Below are 21,263 nucleotides of genomic sequence, written 5' to 3' on the forward strand. Positions count from 1 at the left end.
ATGAAAAAGTATTTCCTATTCTTGATTTCAATTCTGTTTTTTTTGTCTTGTAAAGATAAAAATGTAGCAACTGAAACTAAAGTCAAAGAGAAAATAGAAACATTTTCTTTACCAACGTCTGATTATGCTATTTTGCCTTTTAGAGAAAATACACATTATATTTTTAAGGATGTAAAAACAGGAATGACAAACTGTATTTAGTCTATCATGGACAATTGAATTCGTTTGCGCGCTTCATCAACCTCAACAACGGTAACGGTTACATGTTGGTGTAGTTTTACAACCGAATTGACATCGCTGATAAATTCGTTTGCCAATTTTGAAATGTGTACCAAGCCACTTTCTTTGATTCCGATATCGACAAAACAACCAAAATTGGTAATATTATTGACAATTCCTGGCAAAGACATGCCCACTTTTACGTCGGAAATTTTCTTTACATTCTTATCAAATTCAAAGAGTTTTGCTGCTTTTCGCGGATCAACGCCTGGTTTTTCCAATTCTTTTACAATGTCGTTTAATGTTGGTAAACCGATGGTTTCTGTGCAATAATTCTCCAATTTTATGTTGCTTAAAATCGCTTTGTTTCCAATTAACTCATCTACAGAAATTTTAGCGTCTTTTGCCATTTTTTCTACGATGTGATAACTTTCTGGATGTACTGTAGAATTATCTAACGGATGTTTGGCGTCTGTAATTCGCAAGAATGCTGCGGCTTGCTGAAACGCTTTTGGACCCAATCGCGGTACTTTTTTTAAGCTACTTCGTGAATCAATTTTTCCGTTTTCAGTTCTGAATTTCACCACATTTTCCGCCAAATTTGCACCAATTCCAGATACATAACTCAGCAACGCGCTACTGGCCGTATTTACGTTGACACCAACGGCATTTACGCAGCTCATGACAACTGTATCGAGTTCATCTTTTAGTTTTGTTTGATCAACATCGTGCTGATACTGTCCAACTCCAATGGCTTTCGGATCAATTTTTACCAATTCAGCCAATGGATCTTTCAAACGTCTTCCGATGGAAACTGCACCACGAACCGTTACATCGTAATTTGGAAATTCGGCACGTGCAATTTTAGATGCAGAATACACAGATGCGCCTGCTTCATTGACAATAAAGACTTGTAAATCGCGATCAAATTGAATTTTTTTGATGAAGAATTCCGTTTCACGCGAAGCTGTTCCGTTTCCAATTGCAATTGCCTGAATTTTATAGGCATTTACCAAGGAACGTATTTTTTTTCCTGCTTCTACATTTTTTCGCTGCGGCGGATGCGGATATATATTTTCATTATGCAATAAATCGCCTTTTTCGTCTAAACACACTACTTTACAACCCGATTTAAAACCTGGATCGAGTGCCAACACACGTTTTTGTCCCAATGGTGCGCCAAGTAATAATTGTTTTAAGTTTTCTGCAAATACCGAAATTGCCGTTCCATCTGCTTTTGCTTTTACATCGTTCAAGACTTCATTGACAATTGCAGGCGCTAATAAGCGTTTGTATGCGTCTTCGATAGCCGTAAAAATTTGATCGGTACAGGATGTTTTATCTGTTTTAATGATAATTCTGTCCATTAAATCGATGGCTTCTTCTTTGTCAACAGCAACTTTTAGTTTGATGAAGCCTTCATTCTCGGCACGTAACATGGCTAGCAATCTGTGTGAAGGTGTTCTTTGAAGTGATTCGCTCCAATCAAAATATTGCTTGTATTTCTGCGCTGTATCGTCGGCTATTTTTGCTTTGACTACTTTGGTTGTAATCGTAGCTTTTCGCTGATACAGACGTCTTATTTTGTTTCTAACGTATTCGTTTTCATTAATCCACTCTGCCATAATATGTCGCGCACCTTCAATAGCTTTTTCTACCGAAGCAACTTCTCCTTTTACAAAACGTTGTGCAGCATGGTTTATATCTTCATGTTGTTGTTTCATGATGATTTTTGCCAATGGTTCCAATCCGTTTTCTTTGGCAACCGAAGCTTTGGTTTTGCGTTTTTTCTTGTAAGGTAAATAGATATCTTCTAGCGCGGTGAGTGTTTTTGCTTGCGCGATTTTTTCCTGTAATTGTGGCGTTAACGCATCTTGTTCCGTAATGGCTTTTAAGATGGTTTCTCGACGTTTTTCGAGTTCTGCAAAAGCCGTTTTTAATTTTACGATTTGACCAATTTGTACTTCATCTAAGTTTCCTGTCATTTCTTTTCGATAACGTGATATGAAAGGAATTGTACAATCTTCATTCAGTAATTCAATAGTTTTGAGAATGCTTTTTTCTGGTATTGAAACGTGCGATTGTATGTACTGAAGTTCGGTCATGGAAGTCGTTTTTTCTTGGAAGATTGAAAAGTACTTTAAAATTCTTTTTTTACCACAGATTCAGGAATATTTTTTTTGGAGACTTCGTTTAGTTTGTTGGTGTGTTTATTTTTTTGATTCGTCAAATTATTTGAAACGTCTTTGCGAACGAAGTGAAGCAATCTGTTACTATAAAAATAGATTGTTGTTTGATTTTTTTTACCACGAATACACGAATTTTTAGTGTGTTGGTGTGTTTATTTGTTTGATTCGTCAAATTATTTGAAACGTCTTTGCGAACAAAGTGAAGCAATCTGTTGCTATAAAAATAGATTGTTGTTTGATTTTTTTACCACGAATACACTAATTTTTAGTTTGTTGGTGTGTTTATTTGTTTGATTCGTCAAATTGTTTGAAACGTCTTTGCGAACGAAGTGAAGCAATCTGTTGCTATAAAAATGGGTTGTTGTTTGATTTTTTTACCACGAATACACGAATTTTTAGTGTGTTGGTGTGTTTATTTTTTTGATTCGTCAAATTGTTTGAAACGTCTTTGCGAACGAAGTGAAGCTATCTGCATATAATATAACGATGTTGTTTTTACAGAAACAGATTGCCACGTCATAAATTCCTCGCAAGGACGTTTCAAAACAATCAGCAAATCCACATAACCATAAGCAAAATTCGTGACAAATCAGTATGCACAAACATGAACTACAAACAAACAATTCGTGCATTCGTGACAAAAAAGATTTTAGCTATTCGTATTGCATATTGAAATGCTTTGAAACATCATAACGAACGAAGTGAAGCTATCTGCATATAATATAACGATGTTGTTTTTACAGAAACAGATTGCCACGTCATAAATTCCTCGCAAGGACGTTTCAAAGCAATCAGCAAATTCACATAACCGTAAGCAAAATTCGTAATAAATCAGTATTTACAAACATGAACTACAAACAAACAATTCGTGCATTCGTGACAAAAAATTTTTCAGCTATTCGTATTGCATATTGAAATGCTTTGAAACATCATAACGAACGAAGTGAATCTTTTTGCTTATACGACAACCATCTTGTTTTTCACGAATCACCTAGCCAACTCACAACCGACCTGCAAGGACGTTTCAAAACAATCAGCAAATTCACATAACCGTAAGCAAAATTCGTGACAAATTAGTATGCACAAACATGAACTACAAACAAACAATTCGTGCATTCGTGACAAAAAAGATTTTAGCTATTCGTATCAGCTTTGCCTGTTGGTGTTTTGATATCTGAAATTTCATTTGAAAATCTGAATACTAACAGCTAAATACTCAATACTTTTTTTAGCTGGTTTGTAGGCATCAGTTACAAACTTGCGCTAGCGTAGAAGCTTCAAATTAACGAATTAACGAATTGGCAACTTAAAAAACAGCAACCGTACTAGCGTACGTTCTCGCGGAAGCGAAAAAAATTTAGGTACAAAAAAACGCATCAGTAAAAAACCAATGCGCTTTCAGTATTTTATATACTTGTGTTATTTATTCCTCAATTTTTAAGGATTTTAGGATGGCTTCTATTTCAAACATAAAATCCCTTTTGTCTTCCGATGGCGCAAAGGTAAATCCTTCAATAACCACCAAACGATCGTTTGCTTTGTCTTCGACAACATAGTTGAGGAATGGTCCTGCCATTTGAAAGTTATATACTTCCCACATTCCTTTGGTTTCAAACGCAGGTTTTTTGTCAATCGTAGCATTGTATAAATAGGGCGTATATGCTTTTTCTGTAATCATATACATGGTTTCAGGATCTCTTCCTGGCACGTATACTTCTCCGATAGAATCGCGCATTTTTATGATGGCATCAATCGTTGTACTGTCTTTCGGAATACTTCCAAACGGCAATGTGTACGCGATGATATTCATGGTTCCTGTTTTGACTTTACGCTCAAACCAAACAAAGTTTTTTTCATTTTTCACCATTTTGTATACGGACGGAATGTTGAGTGCTATTCCGAAAGTTTCTTGCAGCGCTTTTTCTTGATTCATGGAACCTCGAATATATTGTTGCTTGGCAATTAACTCATTTTGTTTGAAATCACTAATAGAGTTTTCTGAGTTTTCTTTGAGTTGTGTTATAATTTCATCATCCGTTCCAGTAACATACACCATTTTTTGCGGTTTGGAGTATACGTTTTCACGCACTTGGAATTGTTTTTTGTCAGATGGTTGTACTACTAAAACACTTCTGTAGGTTCTGATTTGTTTTTTAAATACTTGTGGACTGACTTGTTTTAATGAGAAGATTGGTTCTTCCATTGGCAAACCATCAGTTGGCACTCCGTAAATACTACGAATACTATCACCAACTTTTCCTTTCCATTGGTCGCTATCTATGACAACCACGATCATGTTCATTTTTCCAGAAGATAATGGCAAGTATCGTTGTGCCACATCTTTATCTTTTGGGTCTTCACATGCAGAAAATAATGCAAGGACGAATAAGAATGCGTATAGTTTTTTCACGTGTAATCGGTTTTTATAAGTGTTTATTATTTTTTAGAAACCCGCAACGTCATTCCAGGTTTTAGTTTGTTGCCACTAATATCGTTCCATTTTTTAATATTCTTCACAGAAATTCCAGGGAATTTTTGCGCAATGCTCCACAAAGAGTCGCCAGACTTGACAACGTAGGTTTTTGCATTTTTTATGTTTTTTTTCTGCTTGGATGCTTTTTTATTGGCAAAACCAGGTTTTCTTGGATATACGGTTAAGCGTTGTCCTATTCGCAATCGGTTAGATCGAAGTCCATTCCATCGTTTTAAGTCACTTACACGCACACCAAATTTTCGGGCTATTTTTCCTAAATAATCTCCTTGTCGTACACGGTAACGCGTACGTTTTTCCATTTCAAAAAGTTGTGGTAATGGTTTTTCGCGTTTGGCTAATTCCTTTTTCGCCAATGCGTAAATAGCTTCTTCGTTGTTTACAAATTTCCCCACTTCTTTTACAGGCAATCGTAAGGTATAGTTTCTTCCTTTTATGTGAGGAATGATGTCTAGTTTATACGACGGATTGAAAAATTGTAAGTCTTCTACTTTTACGTTTAATACTTCCGAAATTTGATCGAAAGTCAACAATTGCTTTACTTGAATAGTATCCGTTGCAAAGTGTGGAATTTCTATTTTTTCGACTTGAAAACCGTGTTCATCTGCATATTCAAAAATGTACATTGTTGCCAAGAATGCGGGTAAATATCCGGCCGTTTCTCGTGGTAAGTTTTTACGAATATTCCAGTAATTTTCATATCCGCCAGAACGTCTAATGGCTTTTGAAACGTTTCCTGGACCTGAGTTGTAAGCGGCTAAGGCTAAATCCCAATCGCCAAATATTTTGTATAAGCTTGCTAAGTATTGACAGGCTGCTTTGGTTGATTTTTCAGGATCGCTACGTTCATCAACATACGAACTCACGTTAAGATCGTATTGTTTTCCTGTTTGATACATAAATTGCCATAAACCTGTAGCGCCAACGCGTGAACGTGCTTTTGGATTTAAGGCAGATTCTACAATTGCTAAGTATTTTACTTCTAGTGGAATGTTGTAATTGTCCAATTCTTGCTCAAACATTGGAAAGTAGTATTGACTTTTTTTCATTAAGCGTTCCATCGATTTTTTGTGTCTTTTTAAGAATCTTCTAATGACACTTTCTAGTGATGGATTGTACTCAATGTTAAACGGTGTTTTTGCGTTTAATCGTTCCAAACGCGCTTTTAAGGTATCGGTTGGCAAGTCTTGAAAAACAACTGGCTCATATTTTAACGCTGAGATTTCTTTGTGAATGGTATCAAACAATTCGACTCCGCCAAGTTCACGAAGCCACAAACTGTCTATTTCGGCTGCTTTTTTATTGTCTAGCAACTCATAACTTTCGTTTATTTTGTTTAATTCTTTGTTACCATCTAAAGCTGTTTTAGTGCTGTCTAATTGCGGAAGCACCTCATCTACAGAACGTTTGATTTCGTTTTTGGTATCAAGAAAAATGGTATCGGTCATGACGGTTTTTTTACCATCAAGAATGATTGTGTCTTTTATGATTTTGAAAGTCAGTTTTTCTTTTGCTGGCTTTTTGTCGTCTTCTTGGGCAGTTCCCACAAAGGCAAGAAGTAAGAATGCTATGCTAAAGAGGTATTTCATGTATTCTAAGTTGTTTATCGTTTTGTAAGCTGTTCTCGATATAAGAATTGCGAATATTATACGCAAAGTATTTAAAAATTAGATGTTTGTCAGTTCGAGCGCAGTCGAGAACACTAGAAAACTATACGTTTCAATCGAATCTCGACTGCGCTCGATTTGACATTTATCGTACAATATTAAAAATCAAATACATAACGATAAAGTTATATCGAACAGACGTTATTTGTGTTATTAATAACGTGATTGTTGCTAAATTCGTGTTTTTTCTTCAGATTTTGAAATTCCCAGATACTAAAAAAAGTCTAACTACAGGAATTAGACTTTTTGATATGTGTTTTTTTATGTTGTTTTTTACGCTAATATCGCCGCAATTCCAGGCAATGTTTTTCCTTCTAGGCTTTCTAACATGGCGCCGCCACCTGTACTTACGTAACTTACTTTTGGTTCAAAACCGAATTGTTTTACGGCAGCAACAGAATCGCCTCCACCAACTAATGAAAACGCTCCGTTTTTGGTTGCTTCTGCAATGGCATCACCTAACGCAATGGTTCCTTTGGCAAAGTTTGGCATTTCAAATACGCCCAAAGGTCCGTTCCAAAGTATAGTTTTTGATTTTGCTATGACTTCTGCAAATTTTGCTTGTGTTGCTGGTCCGGCATCTAAGCCCATCCAATTGTCGGGAATTTGAGTTACATCTACAATTTTTGTTGTTGCATCATTAGAAAATGCGTCTGCAATTACAGAATCGACAGGCAAATGAATGGTTACATTTTTAGCTTCTGCTTGTTTCATTATTTCTTTTGCCAACTCCATTTTATCATCTTCCACAAGTGAATCTCCAATGCTTCCGCCTTGTGCTTTGATGAATGTAAACGTCATTCCGCCACCAATAATTAGGTGATCTATTTTATCTAAGATATTGTCAATAATTGTAATTTTTGAAGATACTTTCGCACCACCAAGTACAGCCGTTACAGGTTTTTCGCCAGTTTTCATCACTTTGGCAATACTTTCTATTTCTTTAGCGAGTAACAAGCCAAAACATTTATTATCTGCAAAGTTTTGTGCAATTACTGCCGTTGAAGCGTGCGCTCTGTGTGCCGTACCAAATGCGTCATTTACATAGATATCTCCGTGTTTTGCCAATTGTGCTGCAAACACTTCGTTACCTCCTTTTTCTTCTTCGTGAAAACGTAAATTTTCTAATAGCAATACTTCGCCATTTTCCAATTCAGCCACAGCTTTATTTGCTTCTTCACCAATACAGTTTCCGGCAAATTTTACTTGTACACCAATAATTTGAGAAACAACTTCAACAATGTGACGTAGCGAAAATTCTTCTTGAAATCCTTTTGGTCTTCCTAAATGCGACATTAATACACAACTTCCGCCATCTTCCAATATTTTGATAATTGTTGGTTTTGCGGCACGAATACGTGTATCGTCAGTGACTTGAAATTGATCGTTTAACGGTACATTAAAATCTACTCGAATTAATGCTTTTTTATCTTTAAAATTAAAATCGTTTAGCGTTTTCACGGTTTGGTTTTTAAGTTAAATTCTTGTGTTTTAAATCCTGAATCAGCAAGCAATATAAGTTCTTTTATATTTTCGGGAACGACTTTTTTGAAGTTTTTTTTCATCAAACGTTTTAGTAAGATACCAAACGGCTTAAAATCGACAAATACTTCTATTTTGAGTCGCGTTTTTTGATCATTTTCAGCTTCTAATACATAATATATATTCAGTTTTTTGGTGAATGAAACTTCCGTAGTTGATTCGCCATAAACCAATTGATTTTTTGCAACTTTTTTTGTGACTGTCGTCGGATTGATTGTCGTTTTATCAATTAGACATTTGTGCTTGTCTCCTATTCTATTGACGCGATTTTTTTCGTATTCAACTTTATCAATTCCTTTTGCCCATAGCAAACGATAATCAAAATTACTGATGATTTCATAAAGTTCTAATAGTGGCAAATTGATACTTGCTGCTGTGCTGTAAATATTGTGTTTTGGCACATTGTCAGGAATTGGCGAAATTTCTGGAAGTTCACTTTTATACTCGGAAAGTGATTCATACGCATAGGTAATGTCTCCAAAATCGTAATTGGCTTGCAATTGGTTTTCTGCTATTTTAATCGCTTCTTTATCAACATCTTCCGTAAGTAATACATATTCGGATATTGGCACATCATTTTTGAGCAATCGATGTACTTTGATGACATTGGGTCCATAAGGTTTGTTGGAATCTTTGATGGAAATAAATTCTATTTCGCCATAATGCACTACAAATTTCAACGATAAGTTGTAAACCGATGAACATGCACCACATTGACAAATTTTTTCGTATTCGTAGCGTTTTAAGTACGTATGAAACGCCACATACATTCGCTTTACTTGTTCGCGAATTTGTTTGATATTCGTTTCTTGTTCAATTTTGTAGAAAAAGAGCGCATCGCCTTCTATTTCTGCCAATTGCAAACCTGTAGTATTATTATCTATCAGTAATTCAAGGAGTTCCGAAATGATATGACGACTGTGCTGAATTGCCGTATGTTGTACAAATTCGGTAAATCCGGAGATATCAGGAATAAAAAGAAGCGCTTTGTCCGCCATGTTGGTTGGTTTTCGATCGAGTTTCTGTAAAGATATTGAGTTTGTCGTAATTATTGGCAATTCCTTTTGAAAGTAATTTTTAACTAACCCGTTGTACATTTTGAATTCAAAAGTATAACGAAACGTCATTTCGAGTGATTTTGAGGTACGAAAAATCGTATCGAGAACTGTTTAGTACAAAATATTCTATTCTCGATACAAATTTCACTCATTTTCAATCGTAAAATTCACTCGAATTGACGAAATTTTATCAAAATGCACAACAGGTTTTAACTATTTTTCTTTTATCACAAAAAAAGAAATATTCTCAAAAAAAGCAGCATTTATTAATGAATTAGAAAAAATTACAGTCTTGTATTTATGATTTCGTAATTTTTTGTTATTTTGATGTATCTATAATTTTTGAATTTAGTCCTATGAAAAAACATATTTTAGTAGCCGTTATTTTTAGCCTTTTTACAAGCTTGCTATTCGCTCAAAAAACTAGTACAGACGTGAATGTTGGTGATATTTTTGTTATTGGCGAAGTATACAATGATAATTACAAGCATATTAACTTTCCGAAAGCAAATCTTATCATAAAAAAAGGAGGAATTGCAACTTATAAACATATTAAAGGCGCCGAAGTTGTTGTAACTTCCGTTGATAAAAAGAAAGATGGTAGCGTTATGGCAACCATCAAGCTAACTTCTAAGAAGTCTTTTTTTAATAGTCATAAGTTTATAACTGTTGCTATTGATGAAGCTGTTCGCCAAAAAGAACTCATTGCAAAGTAAAAAAGCTTTCTTTATTGTAAATTTCTGTCTCAAGCGTGTTGAGTTTTTTATATTTTACTAAAAAATTCAAAGCTTACGCCTATATTTGCCACATGCTTTTCCAAGATATTTTAGGACTTACACATATTAAAAAACATTTGACTTTAAGTGCCGATCGCGGACGCATTCCGCATGCACAACTTTTTGTTGGTCCCGAAGGTTGTGGTACGCTTCCTATGGCAGTTGCCTACGCGCAGTATGTGTTGTGTAAAAATATTGAGGGAGAAAATGCTGGTGGAAATGAAGCTTGTAATTTAAAATTGAACAATCTTTCGCATCCCGATTTGCATTTTGCCTTTCCTGTAGCGGGAAATCATAAAGTAAAAAGTCATCCAGTTTCCAAACACTTTTTGGAAGAATGGCGACAGTTTGTCAAAGAGCAACCGTATGGAAATTTGTTTGATTGGTATAAAATGCTCGGAATTGATAATAAGCAAGGACAAATTGGTGTTGATGAAGCGCTAGATGTTGTAAAATCGTTGGCACTAAAATCGTATGAAGGTGGTTATAAAGTGATGATTATTTGGATGGCAGAACGCATGAATACAGCTGCCGCAAATAAGTTGTTAAAGCTGATTGAAGAACCGCCAAATGAAACGCTTTTTATTTTAATTGCCGAAGATGAGGAACAGATTATCAATACAATTCGTTCGCGTTGTCAAATTTTACATTTTCCGCCTTTGGGCGAACAGGCAATTAAAGAATCGTTGGTTAAAAACTTGAATGTTTCCGAAACTGAAGCCACTAAAATTGCGCATCAGGCGAATGGAAATTATAATAAAGCCGTTGATTTGGTGCATCAAGATTCGGAAGATTTACTGTTTGAAACTTGGTTTGTTGCTTGGGTTCGTTCTGCTTTTAAAGCGAAAGGAAACAAAGCGGCAATTCGCGATTTAATTGCTTGGAGCGAAGAAGTTGCCAAAACAGGTCGTGAAACGCAAAAGAAGTTTTTAGGCTTTTGTTTGAATCTTTTTAGACAAGCATTATTGCAAAATTATACTGCAACTGATTTGGTGTTTTTTGAGCCGCATACCAAAGGTTTCTTTTTAGAGAAATTTGCGCCTTTTGTGCACGGAAATAATATTTTAGATATTTCTAAAGAGATTCAAGACGCTATTTATCATATTGAACGCAACGGAAATGCTAAAATCGTTTTGACAGATTTGTCTATTAAGTTGACACGATTATTGCATCGGAAAGACTTGCCGTTGTAGTATGTTCTTTTTGATTTGTAAGAACACCAAAATCTCTTTTGTTGTAGTACTTTAAACTTACCGTTCTGGGAATGAAAAACACTATAAAATTTAATAAATCCAACCCATTAACAGATGTTGATATAGCGGAAATTGAAAATTTTACTGGTTTTAACTTACCGAAGGAAATTAAGAGCTTTTTAAAAAAGTATGCAGACTCAACAATAATGTTTGACCATGAAAATTATTGTATTATAGATTTAATCTTTACAGATGGATTGAAAACTAATGATGGACTTCAAAAAGTAGATTCATTAAATTCTATTAAAGAAAAATGGAAATACCGTGATTACTTGCATGAGTTTCAGCGTGACTTCCAAGTAAGTAATGATTTTGTAGAATCAAGTCAATTATTTCCTTTGATTGAAACGCACTTAGGTTGCCAAATATATGTATCGATTGGAGGAAATCACCTTGGAAAAATTTTTCATGTGGATAATGGAGACTTCGGATTTTGTCATCTAGCAAATTCCTTAGATGAATTTTTAGATAAATGCTATCCTGGATAAATAAAGGCACAGATTTTAATTGTTAAAAAGCTGATCTTCGATAAATTAGGTTTTCCTAAAAATCCACTCTAAATACTAAATTAGGCGTCATTCCTAAAGAGAATTTATCAACTGTTTCTAGGCGAAATTGTACATTGTCATCTTGGTTTAGAAATGGTCTTATTTCATAATAACGTTCTAACAGATTCTTACGATCGTAGATATTAAGTAACGAAAAACCTATTTTTCCTTTCCAATTACTCTTTTTGTCAAAGTTGAATGTGTACGTTCCCGAAAAATCCAAACGATGATAGTCAGGAATGCGCGTACTGTTCGTATCTCCAAAAAAGATAAACAAGTCTCCATTGTCTTGCGTTTGAGACGTTACAGGCGTGTATGGCGTTCCTGTGCGGTAATTCCAACCTAAAGAGAATTTAAAATTGTTGATGGTATACGAATGTGCCCAACGGAAGTAATGGCGAATGTCATAATTTCCAGGAAATGCAAGTCCGTTGTTGATCAGTGAAAATTCAAAATTATTATCTGTATACGAATAACCCATCCACGTTTGGTAATTGTTAATCGTTTTTTCAATTAAGACATCTACTCCGTATATTTTACTGTTTCCTTCTGTAAAAGCTTCTAAAACACTTGTATTTCCAAAGCTTCTGTTGAAAGATGTGAGTCCTGCAATATTTTTGTAATACGTATCTAAATTAACACGCCATCCTTTTTTGTTGAATAAAATTCCTGCGGAAATCTGTTTGCTTTGTAGTATTGGAAATTCATCACCATTTGCAATTGCCCAAACTTGATTTTCCAATCCGAAGTTTAAGGTATTGAACTCTAATAGTTGATTTACTGCTTGGTGTTTTAATTCGCCCGAAAAATTAACACTAAACGCATTGTTTAGTTTTTTCTCAACATATAAACGCGGTTCTAAAAACGTTTTTTTCGTCGTGCTAAAATAATTCATTCGCACTCCTGCGTTGATAATGAGTTCGTTTTTGTCATTGTATTTGTACGACGTAAACAAAGCGTGCGAATTGTTTATATTTTCTTCTCCTGCATTGTAGGTTGTTACACTTTCTTCTGTTCCTCTGAAACCTGAAAAACCAAAAGAAACGTCGTTGGACGAGAATTGATAACCCGATTGTAAGCTCCGTTTTTCATCTATTTTCCAGTTGGTATTGTATGAAAAGCCAATGTCTTTTATTTCATTTCGTTTTTGATCTTGCTCGGTTGCGCCAACAATATTTCCTCTAAATGTGCCTAAATAATCAAAGTTAAACCGTGAGTAATAGGTATCAAGCGTATGTGAAAAATTTGGATTCCATTGGCGTTTCCAACGTCCGCTAATACCATCATTTCGGATACTTAATCGATCTCTAGAAGTTTCTTCAAAAAGATCCACTTTAGAAGTGAAATCAAGTTCATTATTGGTACGCAAATGACTTAGCATTACTTCGTCTTTGTCCGAGAGTTTCCCAATAAATTTGATGGTATAATCTGTAAAAAAGAATTTGTTTTCAGTTTCAGAAAATACGTTTTCTACAATTTCTGAGCTTTTTATAATTTTTGTGTTTTGAAATACACGATCCGAAAAGTTATTGTACGTAAATGTTTCCCAAACATCGGTAAATGCTCTACGTGCCGACACTGTAACGCCGAAGTTTTTTGAAATTGGTATTTTTAAGTATGCATCTCCATGTGTCATATTGAAGCCGAATCCGCCAGATAATTTTTCTGGAACTTTGGTATCGGTTTGAATGTCTATTACACCCGAAATGCGATCGCCATAACGAGTTTCCGTTCCACTTTTATACACAGATACTTCTTCTATTACATACGGATTAAAGGCAGAAATTAGTCCGAAAAAATGTCCGGAATGATACATTTTAATTCCGTCCCACAAAATTAAGTTTTGATCAGGCGTTCCTCCACGAATGAATAATCCTGAAGCGGTTTCGTTAGGACTTTGAATACCAGGAAGTAATTGAATACTTTGCAATACATCTGGCTCTGTAAGTCCTGGCAATATTCCTAATTTTGATGGTGAAATAGATAAAGAGCCGTCATTACTTTTATTGATTCCCGATGTAAGATAGTTGCTTATTAAAATGGTGCCTAAGTCAAATTGATCTACTTCTAGTAGAATGGTTTCGCAAGGATTTTTTTGTAATTCTTGTCCTAATATTCGTTTCGTTTTATATCCTAAGAAACGAACTTCTATGGTATCGGTTGGGACTACTAAGAACAATTCAAACCTTCCATTGATGTTTGTGAGCGTTCCTTTTTTTTGCGAAATATTAACGACCGAAGCTTCTGTGAGTGGTTGTTCACTTTTCGCATCAACGAGCACGCCACAAATGCGTATTTTTCCTTCTTGAGATTGGTTTCTAATGATGTAATAACGTTCGTTAACTTTTTCAAAAACAATAGAAACTTGCTTTTGTAAGCGTTGAATTACCGTGTTTAATGAAACGTTTGTAACTTGTAGTGTAATGGTTTTATTTTCGGCGAGTTCTGCGTTGTATGAAAATTTAATATCATACGCTTTTTCAACAGCTATAAGTACGTTTTTAAGTGGTTCTTGTTCAAAAGAGAATGATTCATTGTTTTGTGCAAACAATGAACAGGTGATGAACAATAAGACAACACTTAAGGTACTTCTCATATACGTCACTATAAAACTTCTTTAGGAAGCTTTTGGGGTTTAAAAAACGCTTTTTAGTTCGCTTCTTTGAGTATAACTGTTTTTTTGCCCTTAAAAGTATGTGAAATTTCCATAGGATCAAAAACTGTTCGCAACGCAAGTTTTAAATTTTTGTGAGAAAAAGTTCCTGTGAAACGTTGTGTAGTGTCTATATTATCAAACGTAAATTCTATTTCGTATTGATCTTGAAGTGCTTCAATCACATGTTTTATAGGCATTTCTCTAAAATTGCTTTCGCCATCTCTCCAAGATGCATTGTTTGTATTGAAGTTCCATGAAGTCGCTTTTCCGTAGATAGAAGAAAATGCCATTCCGTGTGTTAATATTGCTGATTCTTCTGTTTTGGACGTCACTTTTACTTTTCCTTCATGACATTTTACTTCAAAAATATCATCAGCATCCGTAAGAACGTTAAATTGTGTACCCAATACCTCAACATTTCCTGAAGTCGAAGCTACGGTAAATTTTTCTCCTTTTTTTACTTTGAAATAGGCTTCTCCATCAAGAGATACAGTTCTGTCAGTATTCCAAGAGTTTTTATTGAACGAAAGTGTTGATTTGGCATTTAAAATAGCTTCAGAACCATCTGGTAAAAGTACTGTGATTTGTTCGCCAAAACTTGTTTCAAAAATTTCGTCTGTGTTTGAATAGATATAAGTGATTCCAACAAATAAAAGAACAACTGCAGCAGCTGTATATAACCAAGAAGTGTTTAGTTTTCGCACTTTAGGTGTTTGTTTTTGTTGTTTTTGTTGAATCGAACTCAATAGCGATTGCTTATCAAAAGAAGGTGCTTCCATTAGGTCAACACTTTCAATGATTTGCAGATAGTCTTGATACTCAGCAGAGCTTTCAAAACGCAGCGTTTCGTCCTCTGTGAGATCATTGGCAAGCCATCTTGCTAAAAATCTATCATCATTTTTTTCTTCCATCATTTGTGTTTGATTCCCTTATTAAACAGTTTCTTTATAAAATACCCTACTTTTTTTTATACATTTCCTATTTCTTTCCGCATTGTTACCAATGCTTTGTGCATTCGTTTTTCAACTGCTTTTACCGAAAGCCCAATAATTTCGGCAATTTCGGCATAGGTTTTTTTATCTATTCTATTGAGTAAGAACACTTCACGTTGTCCTTCTGGCAATTTTGCAATGGTACGTTGTAATTTTTCGTGAAACTCTTTTTGTCTCATTATAAATTCGGGCGTTTCATTAGAAACTCTGCTTCCAGTTTGCTGTTTGTATTTTAATACGACTTTTTGGTGTGCCACTTCATTTAAAAACATATTGTTGGCAACCGTATATAAATACGACTTTGCTTTTGTGAAAATAACTTTCGCACAATTTTTCCATAGTTTTATGAATGCTTCTTGTACAATGTCTTCTGCTTGTTGCTGACTACCACATTTGTAATACACAAAATTCCGAAGTGTTTCGGCATGTGTATCAAAGATATACTCGTAGTTTTTTGATTCGCAAACAGATTTGTCTTCCGAAGTCATTAATAAGCGATTGTTAATTTCATTTTTCAAAATTACGGAAATTTATTTTTATTTTTTTTTAAAATATTGGTAGGGTATTTTAAAAGTTACCTGTTTTATCATCAAATTAAGCATTGAAAAGATAACAATTGCTTAGAAATTTAACATTTCTAACACGTTCATAAACAAATTAAGTTCAATTAAGTCGGTTTTTTATTAGTTGAAAATAAAGCGGCAGCAAAGCTATTGAGATCGAGGCTAAAGTCTTTGTTGCCCTTTTTTTAAACTGTATTAGAAAAGAAGATGGGAAAACGAATGTTATGAAAAAGAAAAGCAACTATTTCGATAGTTGTCTCACAAAATTCGGGAAAAAGAAAATACATCTCAAAAACCTATTTACTAGTTTTTCTTCCCTCGGTGATACTTATCGCCGAGGTTTTTTTGTGCCTTTTTTAAACTGAAAATATAATAACTTACATAGAAAAAGTGCTGCTTCTTATTGAAACAGCACTTTTTATTTTTATTACTTTTTTAATTTTTTCTTACTGAAACGTATACTCCACTTCATCAAATTCCGTAAGTCTAAAATACCCAAATGCATAGTTGGCTTCGTTGCTAAGATTGATACAGTTTCCGCGAATTTCCGCAGGTGTTGAAGCAAACGGATTTCCAGCAGAATCGTATTGCTCAATGAGTAACGAAATAAAGTTGTAATAGCGTTCCGACACACCAAAAAGTTTTATGTTTACCTCATCTCCAGGATCAAATTGATTTTCTGGATCGTCTTCATCGTCGTCTTTTTCAAAGAATTCATCTTGTACATTTCCGTTGGTAAATTCGTCCGAACGCGTTTCAATGATCGGAAATAAATCGCCAACTTCCTGCAAACGAATCATGTAAAAATTTCCTAATTCTTGCGGATCGTTATACGTAATATTTACATCCAATAATTCTTCATCAAAACCACCTTCAAACGACTGAAATACTTCGTTAATTCCTGTAATTGGCGTCATGGTTTCGGTGGCATTGTACACTTCGCCATTATAAATTACTTCCAAGGTATACGAATTATTCAAGACAGGAATAAAATTATTTACGGCGTACGTTCCGTCATTTTGATCTGTAAAGATGAATTCGACATCCGTTTCATCATTCGTTATTTTTACAGATGCACCTGTAACACTTGTGTCAATATTGGTGTCAAAAAACGGTGTTGACGTGCTTAGTTTTACAGTTTGATTGTTTCCTGCAGTTCCTTTTTCCCAATCAATTGACGCTTCAATCACCAAACGAGGTGGCGCTTCCGTTAAGTCTACATCAATTGGATCGTCACAGGAAATAAACGTGAGCAAAACGGCGAATAGTAGCGTGAGTTGTATGTTTTTTGTCATGATCTTAAAATTTAAAGTTGTAGGTTATGGATGGAATCACACTTCCAAAGATGGAAAGTCTACGGGCTTCATTTATTCCCGTGTCAAAATCTTGCGTGAATGAGACAGAAGCAGCGTTTCTTCTCGCGTAAGCGTTATATAAACCAAAAACCCATTCGCTTTGCCAACGCCTGTTTTTATTTTTAGTTGGTGTATAGGTTGCTGATAAATCCAATCGGTGATAATCTGGCAAACGATTGGCATTTCGCTGATCGAAACTCGCAATGGATAAACCTTCATATTCGTATTGTCCGTTTGGAAACGTTACCGGACGACCTGTTTGATAGGCAAAGTTTGCACTGAATCGCCATTTTTCGTTGAAATCGTAACTTCCTGTAATGGAAATGTCGTGCGTTCTATCAAAAGGCGTATTGTACCAATTTCCTCGGTTAATTCCGGGTCCGCCAGCATTTCCGCCTAAAGTACGTTGCTCCGATTTTGAAAGCGTATACGCAAACCAACCTTTGAATTTCCCTTTGTCTTTACGAAATAAAATTTCCAAACCGTAGGCTCGTGCTTCTCCGTTTAAGATTTCAGTTTCAATATTATTAGTTCCTATTAAGTTAGAACCGTCAATATAATCGATTCGGTTGTCTACATTTTTAAAGTAGGTTTCTATTTCTAGCGAATATTTTTTATCGTTGAAATTTCGGTAATATCCAATTGCATATTGATTGGATTTTTGTGGATCGATATATTCGCCACTTGGTGCCCAAACATCTAATGGCGTTACCGAAATGGTATTGGAAAGCAAGTGTACATATTGTACTGAGCGCGTATAACTTGCTTTGATAGATGAGTCGTCATTTAGTTGATATGATACGCCTAATCGCGGTTCGAGATTTGCAAATGTTTTGATGCTTTCGCTTTTGCTATAATCTGTCGTACTTATTTCTTCGCCTTCTTCGTAAATTCCTATTTCTTGATTGTAAATTAAAGGTTGATCGTTTACATAGTTTGCGATTGCTTGTCCACCTAAACGACTAAATACACTAAAACGCAAACCGTATTGTGCCGTTAGTTTGTCTGTTAATTCATGTTCTGCACTTATGTATGCTGCGCCTTCAAAGGCTCTTTTTTGATCGAGTTTTCGGAAGTTGATTGATGAACCTGGCTCGGAAGGTCGTACTTCTCCAGGATTGAAATCGTAAGTGATTCCGCTTACGCCAAAATCGAGCTTGAGTTTGTCATTGGCATAATACCTCAAATCGTATTTTAGGTTGAAATTTGTGATGTCTGAAACCCAATCTAGCTTTATAAAGTCGAGAACAACTTCATAATCGTATTTGCTATAAATTAACGATAGGTTTGAAAATAGTTTTTCATTGAATACATGATTCCAACGTAAGTTTGCAGACGTATTTCCGTAGCGATTTTTGATGAATTGCGAAATGTCGAAAATGTCTCTTCCGAAGTAACCAGAAAGATAGATTCGGTTGTTTTCATTGATTTCGTAATTTGTTTTTAGATTGAGATCGTAAAACGAGATTTTATCATCGGCAATTTCTTCAATTAATGGCATGAATAAATGTGCATACGAACTTCTTCCGGCAATTAAGAAAGATCCTTTTTTGTTAAACATCGGACCTTCTATTGCCAAACGACTTGAAATGATTCCGACACCGCCGTTGACTTCTAAGTTTTTACTGTTTCCATCTTTCTGACGTACGTCTAACACCGAAGAAATACGTCCGCCAAATTTTGCAGGAATGTCTCCTTTGTAGAGTTTAATGTCTTTGATTGCATCTGCATTGAAAACAGAGAAAAAGCCAAAAAAGTGAGATGTATTGTAAATAATAGCTTCATCGAGCAAGACTAAATTTTGATCTGCTGCGCCACCACGTACATTGAATCCGGCAGTTCCTTCTCCATTGTTGGTAACTCCAGGCAAGAGTTGAATGGATTTGATAACGTCTACTTCTCCCAAAACTACGGGCATTTGTTTTATGGTAGCTGCGTTGAGTTTGGAAACACTCATTTGTGGTTTTCGAATGCTGACACGTTCCGATTCTTCCGCTTCAATAACTACGGCATCTAGTGAAGTTGAAGCTTCTTCAATTTCAAAATTGACCGTTTGGTCTACATTTAATGTAATTTCTTTGGTCACATTTTTATAGCCTAAAAACGAAACGACGATCGTATAGTTTCCTTCAGTAGCTGTGAGTGAGTAGAAACCGTATTCGTTGGTAACTGCACCATTGGTTGTGCCTTTGAGATAGACTGTAGCGCCAAATAGAGTTTCTCCATTTTTGGTGTCTTTTATGGTTCCGCTTACGCTGAATTTTTCTTGCGCAACGAGAAATGTTGTCATAAAAAGACACAGACAGATGATGCTGTTTTTCATTAGTTGATTTGTTTTTTAAATGATTTTCTATAGTTACTAACGATTGAATCGATCATTCGTTACCTATTAACAAAATTTTATGCTACAAAAATAAGGTTCTCGAACTGCTGCTTGTCGTTTTTGTAAATTTTTTAACAAAGTATTATAAATTCAAGTTTACCAATCATGGAATCAACTCTACTGTTCCTAAAACTACGCTATATAATTGATTGCGTGTATTTCACCTTTGCTGCATTAATTACGTAATAATGCAACCTCAACAAGGCGGAAACCGAAAAGCCTTTTTTATAGAAAATAGAGTAGGCAATTTTGAAATAATAATTATGAAAGATACTAAGAACTGTAGTGAAACAAGATATTTTAAAGCAACGTATTCTTGTGATAACTACTCCGATATTTACATTGGCGATTGTAATGAAGTACAACGAAAAATAACCGAAAATAGCACGTTAGAAGCCGTAAGTTTTGAAGCAAAAGCAACTTGTAATGAGTATTTGTATTTTGTGTGTTGGAGTGATGATGGCGGACTGAATGGACTTTTGGCAGAACTGCACGGAAGCAATACCGTTTTTTCGGGAACACATGCAAAGTGGGAAGTTTTTGCAACAGGAATTAATTTTAGAGATCACATTACACGACCTTCTGAAAAGTTAGTAAATGCCGAACTTAAAAAAGCACATTGTAAAAAGTGGAAAGCGGTTACGAAAGGACCAAATAACGGAAAGAGACCTTTTAGAACGTATAAAGAGATTGACACCGCGGCACATTTTATTTGGTTCGATTCAGGAAAAGATTCTTCACAAGGTGCGCCTTTTCAGGGATTTAATCATGATGAGTTTTTGATTTTTAGATTTCCGATTAGTGAATTGTTTACAAAAGAATGTCACGATTGTAAACACGATTGCGAATGTGTAGATGATTGCCATTGTTCTGTGTGTGCAGAAACGATTGAAGAAGAACGAAAAGTGTTAAAAACGGAAGCGCTTTCGAAAACATTCCTGATAAAAGGAAAAGAAAATAATTCGCGCAGATGCAAAACTCCATATTCAGAAGAAACTTGTTCTATGCTCGATTTGCCAACGTTAGAACCTTGCTTCTACTTGCATTGGGGCGACGGTAAAAGAGATCAGTTAGAAACAAATGATAGTGAAGTATTGTACATCACTGCATGTAATCCGTATGGAAATTTACGCTTTAGAGGATTGACAATTACAAATATTAGTATTGTGCCAAAAGGTGGTCGTGGAAATACAATTATTTCAGGTACTGCAAGTGCAACAGTTTCACAAAGTGTTGATATACAAACGCCTATTCGTACGTTGGAAAAAGAAAACGCAACAATTGTTTCTCAACTAAATAATACGATTCAGTTGATTCCAAATCGTTTGATTCAGTTGGGCGATTTGTGTGGCTGTGCATGTGCGAGTCAGGCATTGCATTTATCACTTCAAAATGCAAAACCGCAAGACTATGAAATTTTGGTGGACTATTGCATTGATCAGATTGAAATAAATCAAGATAATACAGGAAAAACACGCTTTCCTATTACAGTAATAAAGAGTTAATTAACATTTTAAAAAACGTTCCGCTTGTTTGCGCAGGCGGAACATAATAATACGATTATGAAAAAA

Annotated in this window: 15 protein-coding genes; 5 read left to right on the forward strand and 10 right to left on the reverse strand. The window is 35.1% G+C overall.

Going from position 1 to position 21,263, the window contains the following annotated elements; genetic code table 11:
* Complete coding sequence (locus tag AB8B65_RS02250; RefSeq protein ID WP_405299178.1) at positions 1–201, forward strand: hypothetical protein; 201 nt, start codon at positions 1–3, stop codon at positions 199–201.
* On the opposite strand, the gene AB8B65_RS02255 is transcribed toward AB8B65_RS02250, so the two are convergent.
* The 5 genes from AB8B65_RS02255 to AB8B65_RS02275 form a co-directional block, all read right to left on the reverse strand.
* Entirely contained in the window at positions 198–2,324 is a 2,127-nt protein-coding gene (locus AB8B65_RS02255; RefSeq protein ID WP_405299179.1) for a Tex family protein, read from the reverse strand. The two genes, AB8B65_RS02250 and AB8B65_RS02255, sit on opposite strands and share 4 nt — an antisense overlap.
* Positions 2,325–3,831: 1,507 nt before the next feature.
* Positions 3,832–4,818 carry a DUF4837 family protein gene (locus tag AB8B65_RS02260; RefSeq protein WP_405299180.1) on the reverse strand — a complete coding sequence of 329 codons (987 nt, stop codon included), beginning with the start codon at positions 4,816–4,818 and terminating at the stop codon, positions 3,832–3,834.
* Positions 4,819–4,844: 26 nt separating this feature from the next.
* A complete protein-coding gene (locus tag AB8B65_RS02265; RefSeq protein ID WP_405299182.1) occupies positions 4,845–6,488 on the reverse strand; it encodes a LysM peptidoglycan-binding domain-containing protein in 1,644 nt (547 codons plus the stop codon).
* 351 nt (positions 6,489–6,839) lie between these two features.
* The gene (locus AB8B65_RS02270; protein ID WP_405299183.1) at positions 6,840–8,027 is read right to left on the reverse strand and encodes a phosphoglycerate kinase; all 1,188 of its coding nucleotides are present in this window, start codon (positions 8,025–8,027) and stop codon (positions 6,840–6,842) included.
* Entirely contained in the window at positions 8,024–9,235 is a 1,212-nt protein-coding gene (locus AB8B65_RS02275) for a DUF2652 domain-containing protein (RefSeq protein WP_405299184.1), read from the reverse strand. Before AB8B65_RS02275 ends, AB8B65_RS02270 begins: the two co-directional genes overlap by 4 nt.
* Positions 9,236–9,522: 287 nt before the next feature.
* Between AB8B65_RS02275 and AB8B65_RS02280 the strand changes: the two genes are divergently transcribed.
* From AB8B65_RS02280 to AB8B65_RS02290, 3 genes are all read left to right on the forward strand, one after another.
* Positions 9,523–9,882 carry a dihydroorotase gene (locus AB8B65_RS02280; RefSeq protein ID WP_405299185.1) on the forward strand — a complete coding sequence of 120 codons (360 nt, stop codon included), beginning with the start codon at positions 9,523–9,525 and terminating at the stop codon, positions 9,880–9,882.
* 92 nt (positions 9,883–9,974) lie between these two features.
* Positions 9,975–11,135 (forward strand): ATP-binding protein, encoded by a 1,161-nt coding sequence (locus AB8B65_RS02285; RefSeq protein WP_405299186.1) that lies wholly within the window; start codon positions 9,975–9,977, stop codon positions 11,133–11,135.
* A 71-nt stretch (positions 11,136–11,206) separates the two neighbouring features.
* Positions 11,207–11,683 (forward strand): SMI1/KNR4 family protein, encoded by a 477-nt coding sequence (locus AB8B65_RS02290; protein WP_405299187.1) that lies wholly within the window; start codon positions 11,207–11,209, stop codon positions 11,681–11,683.
* A 55-nt stretch (positions 11,684–11,738) separates the two neighbouring features.
* Here the strand turns inward: AB8B65_RS02290 and AB8B65_RS02295 are convergent, their stop codons facing one another.
* The 5 genes from AB8B65_RS02295 to AB8B65_RS02315 form a co-directional block, all read right to left on the reverse strand.
* Entirely contained in the window at positions 11,739–14,339 is a 2,601-nt protein-coding gene (locus AB8B65_RS02295) for a TonB-dependent receptor plug domain-containing protein (RefSeq protein WP_405299188.1), read from the reverse strand.
* A 53-nt stretch (positions 14,340–14,392) separates the two neighbouring features.
* The gene (locus AB8B65_RS02300) at positions 14,393–15,313 is read right to left on the reverse strand and encodes a FecR family protein (RefSeq protein WP_405299189.1); all 921 of its coding nucleotides are present in this window, start codon (positions 15,311–15,313) and stop codon (positions 14,393–14,395) included.
* A gap of 53 nt (positions 15,314–15,366) precedes the next feature.
* The gene (locus tag AB8B65_RS02305; RefSeq protein ID WP_405299195.1) at positions 15,367–15,879 is read right to left on the reverse strand and encodes an RNA polymerase sigma factor; all 513 of its coding nucleotides are present in this window, start codon (positions 15,877–15,879) and stop codon (positions 15,367–15,369) included.
* Positions 15,880–16,400: 521 nt separating this feature from the next.
* Complete coding sequence (locus AB8B65_RS02310) at positions 16,401–17,249, reverse strand: DUF4249 domain-containing protein (protein WP_405299190.1); 849 nt, start codon at positions 17,247–17,249, stop codon at positions 16,401–16,403.
* Between the two features lie 4 nt (positions 17,250–17,253).
* The gene (locus AB8B65_RS02315; RefSeq protein ID WP_405299191.1) at positions 17,254–19,632 is read right to left on the reverse strand and encodes a TonB-dependent receptor; all 2,379 of its coding nucleotides are present in this window, start codon (positions 19,630–19,632) and stop codon (positions 17,254–17,256) included.
* Positions 19,633–19,880: 248 nt separating this feature from the next.
* Here AB8B65_RS02315 and AB8B65_RS02320 point away from each other — a divergent pair, with 248 nt between their 5' ends.
* Positions 19,881–21,197, forward strand: coding sequence for a hypothetical protein (locus tag AB8B65_RS02320; RefSeq protein ID WP_405299193.1), 1,317 nt, complete (start codon positions 19,881–19,883; stop codon positions 21,195–21,197).
* The last annotated feature ends 66 nt before the right edge of the window (positions 21,198–21,263 follow it).

The sequence above is a fragment of the Kordia sp. genome (assembly GCF_045105435.1).
Classification (GTDB): Bacteria; Bacteroidota; Bacteroidia; order Flavobacteriales; family Flavobacteriaceae; genus Kordia.